The sequence below is a fragment of the Halomonas salipaludis genome (assembly GCF_002286975.1).
Taxonomy (GTDB): Bacteria; Pseudomonadota; Gammaproteobacteria; order Pseudomonadales; family Halomonadaceae; genus Franzmannia; species Franzmannia salipaludis.
In genome coordinates, this window is record NZ_NSKB01000001.1 from 708,202 (window position 1) to 719,496 (window position 11,295).

General features: G+C 58.9%; 9 protein-coding genes and 1 pseudogene. All 10 read right to left on the bottom strand.

From position 1 onward, the window contains the following. Positions 1-55: 55 nt before the first annotated feature. On the bottom strand, positions 56-280 hold the full coding sequence (locus CK498_RS26330; RefSeq protein ID WP_217987677.1) for an RpnC/YadD family protein: 225 nt from the start codon (positions 278-280) through the stop codon (positions 56-58). Positions 281-524: 244 nt separating this feature from the next. Then, positions 525-1,469, bottom strand: a pseudogene (locus CK498_RS03535) (Rpn family recombination-promoting nuclease/putative transposase). Positions 1,470-1,646: 177 nt separating this feature from the next. Next, a complete protein-coding gene (locus tag CK498_RS03540; protein ID WP_095619459.1) occupies positions 1,647-3,026 on the bottom strand; it encodes an undecaprenyl-phosphate glucose phosphotransferase in 1,380 nt (459 codons plus the stop codon). Between the two features lie 47 nt (positions 3,027-3,073). Next, positions 3,074-3,784, bottom strand: a complete 711-nt coding sequence (locus CK498_RS03545) for a WecB/TagA/CpsF family glycosyltransferase (protein WP_176475696.1) — start codon at positions 3,782-3,784, stop codon at positions 3,074-3,076. A 7-nt stretch (positions 3,785-3,791) separates the two neighbouring features. Further along, positions 3,792-4,874, bottom strand: coding sequence for a glycosyltransferase (locus CK498_RS03550; protein WP_095619461.1), 1,083 nt, complete (start codon positions 4,872-4,874; stop codon positions 3,792-3,794). Continuing rightward, positions 4,871-6,001 (bottom strand): glycosyltransferase family 4 protein, encoded by a 1,131-nt coding sequence (locus tag CK498_RS03555; RefSeq protein WP_095619462.1) that lies wholly within the window; start codon positions 5,999-6,001, stop codon positions 4,871-4,873. Before CK498_RS03555 ends, CK498_RS03550 begins: the two co-directional genes overlap by 4 nt. A gap of 14 nt (positions 6,002-6,015) precedes the next feature. After that, positions 6,016-7,782: an ABC transporter ATP-binding protein gene (locus tag CK498_RS03560; protein WP_229358940.1), complete on the bottom strand. Its 1,767-nt coding sequence runs from the start codon at positions 7,780-7,782 to the stop codon at positions 6,016-6,018. Positions 7,783-7,845: 63 nt separating this feature from the next. After that, entirely contained in the window at positions 7,846-9,087 is a 1,242-nt protein-coding gene (locus CK498_RS03565; RefSeq protein WP_095619464.1) for an O-antigen ligase family protein, read from the bottom strand. Beyond that, positions 9,084-9,842 (bottom strand): sulfotransferase family protein, encoded by a 759-nt coding sequence (locus CK498_RS03570; RefSeq protein ID WP_095619465.1) that lies wholly within the window; start codon positions 9,840-9,842, stop codon positions 9,084-9,086. Before CK498_RS03570 ends, CK498_RS03565 begins: the two co-directional genes overlap by 4 nt. 114 nt (positions 9,843-9,956) lie before the next feature. Next, a complete protein-coding gene (locus CK498_RS26480) occupies positions 9,957-11,231 on the bottom strand; it encodes a sugar transferase (protein WP_229358941.1) in 1,275 nt (424 codons plus the stop codon). Positions 11,232-11,295 lie beyond the last annotated feature (64 nt).

Genomic DNA, 11,295 nt, shown 5'->3' on the forward strand with positions numbered 1-11,295 from the left:
ACGCCCCTGTAGGAGCGAATTCATTCGCGATGCAGTGCGTAGCGCTGCTGAGAAATTACCGCCCCGGCGATGTGTCGCGGCGCATAGCCCCGATGTCGGTTTCGGTCAGGCCGGTAGCCTCGGCGATCTGGGCATCACTGAGCGCGCCGAGGGCGATCAGCTTGCGGGCGATATCCCGCGAGGTTTCTTGCCGTCCTTCTTGCCGTCCTTCCTGCCGCCCCTCTTGACGGCCTTCTTGGCGCTCTCTTTTCGCCCAGCTCTCCAACTTCTCTGCCAGCATATCTTTATCCTCTACCAGACTGTTGAGCCGCTCTAGGTTGACGCCTGCTCCTAGCCACTGCAGGTGCCGCTTGAGCCAGCGGGTGATGATGGCATCGGTACGTTCCTTATGGGGATCGTTCTGGATGATCCCAACGATGCGGTCAACGGCCTGCTGCAGCGCGTGGGTTTGCCAGGGGTGCCACCACCCAGTGTGTGGGAGCGACTTCAGTCGCGATGCAGCGCGTAGCGCTGCCGGGTCAGTACTAGCCCATTGGGGGCGCGCCGCGACGCATAGCCTCGATATCGGTTTCGGTCAGGCCGGTAGCCTCGGCGATCTGGGCATCGCTGAGCGCGCCGAAGGCGATCAGCTTGCGGGCGATATCCCGCGAGGTTTCCTGCCGGCCTTCTTGACGGCCTTCTTGGCGCTCTCTTTTCGCCCAGCTCTCCAATTTCTCTGCCAGCATATCTTTATCCTCTACCAGACTGTTGAGCCGCTCTAAGTTGACTCCTGCTCCTAGCCACTGCAGGTGCCGCTTGAGCCAGCGGGTGATGATGGCATCGGTACGCTCCTTGTGGGGATCGTTCTGGATGATCCCGACGATGCGGTCAACGGCCTGCTGCAGCGCGTGGCGGTCAGCCGTGGCGTTCTCGATGCCGAACACACCGCTGAGTGGCGTGTGACGCTTCAACAGTTCCTCGTCAGTATAGCGTCCTTCGTCGATCAGGTAGTAGCGCAGGTGTGGCTGGTAGACTCGCAGGAAGGCCGGCGGTTCCGGCTGCACCATATCGTAGATGTCCTGCCGGGCCGACCAGCGCTGGCTGCCGTTATAGAGCACGATGGGCAGTATCGGCGGCAGCCCCTTGCGCGGGGTGGTGGTCCTCTGCTTGAGCAGATGATCGTAGAAACAGGCCACGTAGTGCATCAGGCGGATCGGCATGGTGTGATCCACCGCCGACTGAAACTCTAAAAGGATGTACAGGAACACCTGCTGTCTGGCGCCCTGCGAGCTGATGTCGACAGATCACACCACGTCCTCGAATTTCTCCTCGAACAGCGGCGTGATGTAGTTGCCGCTGTGGCTTTCCTGGGTGGAAAAGTCCATCAGCTCGGCAATCTCGGTGGGAGCAAAGCCTTCGATCAGTTGCTGAACGAACTCCGGATAGCTGAACAGCTCCTTGTAGCCGGTATCGTGGTGGTTGCTGGCCATGGGGCATACTCCTCCAGATAACACTGTATGAAATTACAGCACTTGCTGGCGGTGCGCAACGTTGCCCCCAACCCCATCGAGACTGAAGTCTCTCCCACATATGCCAAAGCGCCGCTCCCAGTGTGGGAGCGAATTCATTCGCGATTGCAGCGCGTAGCGCTGCCAGGCCAACAGCGGTCAATACGCATTCTGCCCCGCAAACCCCTTGAACACGGTGAGGAAGATAATCTTCAGATCCAGCCCAACCGACCAATTGTCGATGTACCACAGGTCGTGCTCGACGCGTCGCTCCATCTTCTCCACCGTATCGGTCTCACCGCGCAAGCCATTGACCTGCGCCCAGCCGGTGATGCCCGGCTTGACCTTATGCCGACGCATGTACGACTCCACCATGCCGCGGTAGTGATCGTTATGCGCCAGCGCATGGGGCCGCGGCCCAACGATCGACATGCGCCCCTGCAGCACGTTGTAGAACTGCGGCAGCTCGTCCAGCGAGGTGCGGCGCAGAAACGCCCCCAGGCGGGTTACCCGCGGGTCATCCTTGGTCGCTTGCGTCAGCTGCCCGCTCGACTCCTCATGCACCTCCATGGAGCGGAACTTGTATACCTTGAAGCGCTTGCCATTGATGCCCGTGCGGTACTGCTTGAACAGCACCGGCCCCGGCGAGCCAAGCTTCACCGCCACGGCAATCGCCAGGCACAGCGGCAGGATCAACAGGCTGATCAAGCCACCCAGCACGATATCCTCCAGGCGCTTCACATAGGGCGCCATGCCCGCCATGGGGCTGACGCTCAGGTCCAGCGCATAACGCCCAGCGACCTGGCTGGCCCGGTGGTTGAGCAGGCGCATATCCTTGAGGTCGGGAATCAGCCGCACATCCATCATCAACTGCTGAAAGGCACGGAACAGCACCTGCACCTCATGGCCGCGCTCCAGCGGCACGCAGATCCAGATCTCGCTGGCACCTGATGCCTCGACACGCTGCACCAGGCGCTCCAGGTCCACCGCCTGCGGCTCGCCGGCCAAACGATGGACCCCTGCGATCCCATAACCCTCGGTGGCATGGCGGCGCATATCTCGCGCCACGCCCAGCACATGCCCCTGCGGGCCGACCAGGAACACCCCGCGCCGCAGCCGGCCGCGGCGGAACAGCGCCGACACCACCTGATAGGCCACCACCCGCGCCAACACCGAGAAAAGAAACGACCCCAGCAGCGTAAAGCCGACCCATAGCCGCGAATAGCGCTCGGCCACATGCGCCAGAAACAAGAACGACATCACCACCAGGGCAATCCCCAGCCACACCACCACCAAGCGCAGCAGCACATGCGCGAAGCTCGACGTGCGCCAGTCCTGGTAGGCGCCATGCAGCCCATTGGCCAGCACCACCAGCATCGCGATGGCCAGCAGCGCCAGGCCATACAGCTCGATCAACTGCCACTCGCCGAAGCGCGCCCAGTAGACCAGCCAGCCAGTAAGGAGTACCCCGATGAAATCCACCGCCGGTCCAATGATCTGGAACGGCTCATATTTGCTGGAACGAGACCTACGGCTCACTACACCCCCACTTCACGCGACGTTGCGGCAACGCCAGTTGCCCATGGCTACGCTCTAGAGCGCTTATTGCGGTAATGCTTCACAAGATCGCCGGCAAAAAGCGCCAGAAAGATCGAGTAGTCAATGGTATAGCGTTTTATCAGCTTTGGCTCATCGTAGATGCGATAGAGCCAGCGCAGGTTCATGCGATCCATCCAGGCCGGATAGTACTGCGCCCCGCCCTTGGCCGTCTGATGCAGGAAGCCACCACAGGTGTAGCCCTCTCCATGCCAGCCGGCATCCGCCAGGTCCACCAGCAGCCGCTCCTGCAGCGGCGCGCCCATGCCCACCACCACGATCTCCGGCGCAATTGCCACCAACTCGGCGATGAATGCCGAACGCTCCTCATCGCTGGCAAAGAAGCCATGCCGCACACCGGCAACCTGCAGGCCATCGAAGTGGGCCTTCAGCGTCTCGGCAGCCTGCTCCGGCACACCGGGCTCGCTACCCACGAAGAACACGCGCCGCCCCTCACGAGCCGCGCCAGCCAGCACCTCATCGGCCAGCGAGGTCATGTCGAAGCTGGTGCGGGGCACGCTTACCCCCGCCAGCTTCATCAGCTTAGCCAGCACGATACCGTCGTAATGGATGGCATCGAAGCGGCGGAACAGCCCGGGATGCTGCCGGGCAATGCGGTATGAATAAGGGTTCAGAAAGGTTACCAACGCGGGCTCGTGACGCTCGGGTGAAGCCGCACGCGATTTCAGCAAGTCGATCATTGAGTCATCATCCTGCGTCACGGCTGCGAGCCTCGGGCAGCAGCGATAGAAAATCCGCCATGAAGCGCTCGAAGGAGTAGCGCTTGGCAAGGGCATCGGCTATCTCGGCTGACGGCTTGGGATCGTCAAGCATGGCATCCATGGCGGCCGACCAGGCATCGATATCGTCGATCTCCAGCACCTCGCCGTAGATGCCCTCCGCCGCCGTCACCGCCTCCAGCTGAGCCGGCACATTGGAGACAACGGTATAAGTACGACTAACGATCGCCTCCAAAAGCGCATTGCTCATGCCCTCATAGCGTGACGGCATAAAGAACGCCCGCGCCCCCCGCAGCCACGCGTTAACTTCCGCGTTGCTCTTTACCCCTGGCATCTTGACCCGCGAGGCAACACCCAGCCGCTCGGCAAGCGCCTCGAGTGCCGCGCGGCACTCACCCTCGCCCAGAATCACCAGGTCGCCGGTATAGCGGGAACGGGCCAACGCCTCGATCAACAGCGCATGATTCTTCTGCTCGCTCAAACGCCCTACCGCCAGCAGATAATCGCCGTCGATAGGCGCCTCATCGTCGCCTCCCTGGGGCCCATCGACACAGTTGTAGATCACCTTGTGCGTCAGTTGCCGCCCCGCATAGTGGTCACCGAAGGAGTCGCGAACCGCTTGCGATACATACGTGACCGTGCCAAGACACCCCAACCTGGCCAGCCAGCGATCGGCCAGCTGCGTAAGGCGGCCGTAGGAGAACAGCGGATTGCGATGAGACACCACCACCGGCACGCCGAGCAGCCTACCCGCCATTGCCGAATAGAGATTGGCGTAGTGGGTAAAGGCAATCACCTTCTCGGACCCAGCCCTGCGCAGCGCACGTACCAGGCGTGGCAAAGAGAGCAACAGCAGCGCAATAGGCCGTTTCTCGGGCAGCAGGTACTCCACCACCACACCAGGCTCGATGTAAAAGTCGGCCTCGGCCTTCTTGTAGAGGAAGATCAAGGTCGGTGAATACCCCGCCCTCACCAGCCCGTTGGCCAGATTGATCGCTGCCTTCTGGGCACCGCCGGCCTCGTACTGGGTGACGACTATCGCTAGCCTCATGAGCGAGTGGCCAGAGTGGCGGCAAGGGCCGCAGCCCGAGCCTGCCAGGTGTACTTCTCCAGGAAGATCGCCTTGGCCCGCTCAGCTAACTGCTTGGCCAGCGTCGGCTCGTCGCGCAGCCGTGCTAACGCACCGCCCCATGCCTCCACGTCCTCGCAGTCGCATAGCAAGGCATTCTCACCCTCGATTAACACTTCCCGCAGCACGGGCAGGTCAGAGGCAATGATGGGTTTGCCCGCCGCCATATACTCGAAGGCCTTCAAGGGTGAGGTCCATTGGCTGATCTCACCCACATCGTACGCCGCCACCTTGCGCTGGTTGGGTAGCAGCACCACGTCGAAGGCCTTGATATACGCCTTGGCCTGCTGATGCGAGACATAACCATGGAAGACGATATTGTCGGTACCGGCACATTCACGCTTCCAGTGGTCGAGGTCCTCCTCCATCCCCCCCACCACATGAAAATCTGCCCAAGGGCAACGTGCCGCCAGCTGCGAGACGATCTCCATCCCCTTGCCCTTATAGAGATGCCCCACATAGCCCACCTGTATGCGCCCTTCGGCAGCATCGAGCGACATGGGAACCACATCGTCCGCCACCGGATCCGCACCATCCGGTGCCACCACTACCCTGCCCTTGATCTGCGGATAATCCTGCTCCATACGCCGCTTGAGCGCATGGGTGATCACCACCACTTGCTTGAGCCGAGGGCTCTTCAATAAACGCTTGAAGAATATCCTGCCTAGCAGCTTTCGCTCACCCATCGGCATATGGGTCTCAAAGATCACCGGCTTGCCCAGCAAGGCAGAAAAGTAGCAAGCGGCAAAGTTGCGGCAGAACACGACATCATAGCCGCCCCGCCAAGCATGCCAGGCCGATAGCGCACCGAATAGATAGCCCTGCCCGGGAAGCTTTGGCACCGCAAGGTTCAACAGCGAGAAGTTCTTCTCGACCCCATAGTGCGAAAATACATCCTCCACCCCGGGCTGGGCGGTGGCATGCATCTCCGACGCGATCAGCGTGACATCGTGGCCGTTATTCGCGAAGGCTTGGCTCATCTTCATTACATGCACACTATTCGCCGTGCGCGAGGGCACAGTGGAACTTGAAACATACAGAATCTTCATCAACAGCCCATTCTTTAGCTATGCTCCAGCATCCGCTGAAAGGTCTCGTTTCGTGCAGCGAGCTCGTCGTAGGTACCGCTATCGAGTACACGGCCGGCGTCCAGCAGATAGATGGTGTCGCACTCCTTCACCGTGGAGAGCCGGTGCGCAATCATGATGATGGTCTTCTTGCCGGCAAAATCATGGATGGCATCCATTACCAGCTTCTCGGTGATGCCATCCAACGCACTGGTGGCTTCATCCAGCACCAGCACGCTGGCATCGTCGTAAAGGGCGCGGGCAATGCCGATACGCTGGCGCTGGCCGCCCGAAAGCTGAATGCCGCGCTCGCCGACTCGGCTATCCAACCCATCGGATAGTTCCTCGAGCAGCTCGGCCATATGCGCCATCCTGGCCGCTTGCCAGACCCGCTCATCATCGATCTGGTCGCTGGGAATGCCAAAGGCGATGTTCTCGCGGATACTGGCATCGGCAAGGAAGATGCTCTGCGGCACGAACCCCAGGCTATTCTGCCAGGCCCGCACATCGCCCTTTGCCAGCGGCTCACCGTCGATAAGAAGGCCGCCCCGGTCGGCATGCACCAGCCCCAACAGCACATCGATAGCGGTCGATTTCCCCGACCCCGACGCCCCCACCAGGCCAATCACTCGGTTGACCGGCAGCGTGATCGTTAAACCGTCCAGTGCCGGCTCGCGCTTGCCAGGGTAGTGAAATACCACCTCCTGCAGGGCCACACTATGCTGCGGTACCAGCTTGCGCCGCACCGGCTCGATAGACAGGTCTTCATCGCGGCTAGCTTCCAGATCGGCCTCGATGCTGTGCAACGCCGCGACATTGCCGCGCAGCATCGCCGCGCTGGTGTAGATTTGCTGCAAAGCCGGCAGCATCTTGAACCCCGCCAGCGCGTATACCGACAAGAGCGGGATGGTATCGGTCAAATTGCCTTCGTGCGCGGCCAGCAAGTAGAGAATCAGCATGATGACCGCAGCAAAGGCCACCAGCTCCATGGCATAGCGCGGCATGAACGCCAGCGCCTTGGTGGCGCCATGGGCCCGGCCAAATTCCAGGCTATCCTGCTCGAAGCGCCGGTTGAAGTCCTCCTGGCGGCCGAGCAGCAGGGTGTCCTTGATGCCACCGAAGCCCTCATTCATTAACTTGAAGCGCTGCTGCTGCATCTTGGAGACCGCATTGCCATGACCGGAAAGCTTCATGCGCACCGCCTTGTACAACAGCAGGTAGATCGCCAGGAACAGTGCCCCGCCCACCAGCGCGACCAGCGGATTGAGAAAGAAGATAAACACCGCCATGGCCGCGGCCAGCACCGCCTTGGCGTTCATCTGCATCAGGGGTGCAATGATGTTGTTGGTCACCCGCAAGCACTCTTGGGATATCTTGTTGGTCAGCTGGCTGCTGCTACCGCTGGCGTGGAACAACCACGGTTGGTGCATATAGTGCTTGTATAGCCGCACGCTCAATTCCGCGCCCACCTGGCTTGCATACATTGAAAGCCGCCAGGTGGTGTACATCGAGACGCATGCCGCCCCGGCCAGCACCACTAGCACCGCAATACCAACGACGAAGACAAAGGTGCCCGGGTCTTCGAAGCCAGACGCCTGAAACAACTGCGCCGGCAGGCCCTCGCCCTGCAGGCGCGAAGCATCCCCTGCGATGGCCATGAACGGGCCAATGGCCAGTACGCCGGCAATTTCCGCGAATGCCATGAGTACTACCAGTACCTGCAGCTTAAGCAGGCGGCGACGCTGTTGCACGGTGAGCAGCATGTACAGCGCTTTGATCGTCGAAAACATAGTTAACCCAGTGCCAGAGTGAATGCCGCATCCATGTTAATGGACCGGCTTCGATGCCATATGCTGACGCGCCATTACCAGCAACATCACCTGCATGTAGGCATAGAAGGTGGCCATCATCTCATGATGAATGGCAGCCTCGGTGAGGTTATAGAGGGCAAACCCCGCGGTGAACACCAGCGCCACCTGTGGCCAGGGGTTATCTGGCTCGCGACGGTGCAGGCGCCAATGGAAGATGGCTGGCATCACCAGATAGCCAAACAATGCCAGCAGGCCAAGCACACCACCGGTGGCGGCTACTTCCATGTATTGGCTATGGGCGTGGCCTCGGCTTACGCCGAGCACCCACTCGGTTATCACGCCCTGCTCTACCAGCTCAGCATTCAACGACTCACGCTCATCGTAGCCAAGCCCGATCAACGGGCGCTCCAGGAACGCATGGCTGGCGGCGGTCCACAACTGCAGGCGCCCACCGCTGGAAACCGCCGCCTCGATATTGCCGTCGGCGAGGTTCGTCACCTCGTTGACGGTGTAGTCGACTCGCTCCTGCACCGCAGGCAACATGGCATAGCCGATCAGCGGGAGGGCCAGCATGGCGGCAATCGCCCCCGCCACCACTCGCTTGCCCAGACGATCGATGTTCAGTGCCAGGCTCAGCACCAATAGCAGCGGCATGGCCAGAATTGCCCCGCGTGCCAGGGTAAGCAAGCAGGTAATCCCTGCTGCTACCGCAGCAGCCAGCAGCCAGCGACGATAACGGCCGTCGCGAATCAGGCACACCGCCAGAAAGCCCATGGCACAGCTAAGGTAGCCCAGGTTGATGCTGAACAGAAAACCATCGGCACGGTAGTGGCCCAGCCACTGGGTTTGCACCAGCGCCACCGCAAAAGCGCCAATGCTACCGATGATCACCCCAAGCTCCATGAACTGGCGCAGCTGCCTCACATCCACCGGATACACCAGATGACGGAGCATCAGGTAGATGGGCACCAGCGCCACCATATGTGCCCCTGGTGCCAGGTAGCGCGACTCCGGGTCGAGATAATAGATCGGCAGCCGGGATAGCAAGAACGCTCCCAACAAGCCGATCACCACCCAGTCGAAACGGGTAACCGTAAGCGACCGCCGGTACGCCACCAGGTAACCAATGGCGTATAGCATCAGCACCGCCACCACCGCATGACTGCGCACAGGTGTAGCGATCAGCAACACCAGAACCAACAGCAAAGACCATTGATTGAGCGCCAGAGCCCAATGCCGAGAATACAAGTTGTTCATTCAGCGCTCTGCTCTGAGGGAGGGGAATAATCGAAGCATTCGAAGTCCTGGCGATAAAGCGCCTCGAGCCTGCTAAGGGTGGGAGAATCAAGCCCAGGCGTCTCACCTCGTGAAGTTTCTTGAGAGGTGCTATGGGGCGCAAAATGGGTAAGCGGCCAGTCTATTCCCAGCTCGTTACATAGGCGGCACCAATCCTCCTCAATGTTTTCTACCTTGCCGATGAAATCCAGCTTGCTGATATCATTAGGCACCAACGCCACCTGCGGTGCCCAGTGAGCATTGGCATACAAGCCGCCCTGCTCAAGATAATCGATAAACTCGCTCATGGTTACGTCGTGCGCAACATCCCGTTTCATCCACTTATTGACATAGTGAGACTTTTCGCCACCGGCAATTTTATCACGATAACATGATAAAAAACGCTTGATGGGATGACGCACGAAAGTAAAGTGAGTGAATGCCTTCACAGTTGCCAACTGCTTCTTGCCAACTTGGCGAGGACGAATATAGTAAGACTCTTTCAACTGTGAAAGCTCATCCATATCAGTTGGTGTGCGACCCGGCATATTTTCGTACAAACTCGAAAATATCGTTGAGTTAGCCGCCTTGGGAATACGGTAATAGACAAAACTAGCGTCTTGAGATATAGATATTTTTTGATCCAAGATCAAGAGGCTTACGCGACTTCTCTTAAAATACTCATTAAAGAATGGGCGAGAACGTAAATATAACCCCTTGAGCTTAAACATCAACATAAACAACACCTTTGATAAAATAGGTAAAACCAGAACCAATAATAACAAAAAGCGCCGGACGGAGACACTCTCCCTCCAGCGCTTCTAAAGATTCATCAAAATACTCACAGCTGCCTAGCGAGCCCCAAAACCAGTAAACAGTATCCGCACCGTCTTGAGGCTGATCAGCACATCCAACCACAGTGAGACATGCTTGATATAGTAGAAATCGTACTCAAGCTTGCGCTGCATGCCTTGCACTTCGGCGGCATAGCCCTGCTCCACCTGGGCCCAACCGGAAATGCCTGGCCTCACGACATGGCGATAGCTGAAGAAAGGCACATCCTTTTCATACCACTCCGACAAGCTGACCGACTCTGGACGCGGACCAATAAAGCTCATCTGCCCCCTCAGGATATTAAAAATCTGAGGCAGCTCATCGATGCGGTATTTTCGAATCCACTTACCCACCCGGGTAATGCGCGGATCGTCTTCCGAGATGGTGAAGTCCTCACCGCTCATGTCGTGGTACATACTGCGGAATTTGTACATCAAGAAGGGTCTTGCTCGGTATCCCATTCGAGGCTGTAGAAAAAACACAGGCCCTGGGCTATCCAGCTTGATGACCACTGCAGTAATTGCCATGATTGGCAGCAGAATCGGGAGCAGTACCAAAGCGCCAAGCGTATCGGCAAGCCGCTTGAAGCGAAGGTATAGCAGCGGAGGCAGCAAGCTACCGAATTCGTTCTCAGACAGGCTGTCTATTTGCACACGGCCCGAGAGGGACTCGTGGATCTGTCGGATATGGTAGACAGGGATGTGGCACAACGTGCAGGTGGCGAGGAATTTCTCCCACTCCGGCGGCAGATCCTCGGCACGCAGATCGGCTACAATACCATCGTAGCGAGTGCCCTCCAGATTAGGCCTGGAAAGCATGCGCAGATCTAGGCGTCGAGATCCCATCAGCCGGTTGGTATTGCCATAAGGCACCAACGCAAACTTTAACTTGCGATAGCGCCGCCCGATGAAGTAACCAACATAAAACCACGCCAAACTGACAAGATAGCCACCAAACAGCACCTGGCGTGTGTACACCTCGCGGCTAAAGAACAGCAACGCAACCACAATCAGGAAGGCGATCGACACCGTTGGCAATATATATGCAGCAAGCTGCGTGCCAGGAAATGTGCTCAGCCGACGAAGCGTAAGCGTCGACGCGGTGAATGCCAAGCAAATCGCGATGATCGTATTGCTTCGCACAGGCGGCAGGTGATGCCAGAACTCCCACCCCCACCTCTCGAGTGATGGCAGCATCACCACCAGCGGCAAGCCCACGATCAGGTGGATACCAATCCCTAGCAGCAACACCTCGTACCAGCGTGAATGCCGGCGCTGAAATTCACGTTTCATAGTGCGTGGCCAGCATGCTTACCCACCTCAAATACAATTACCTATCATTCGTCTGCTGCTCCCA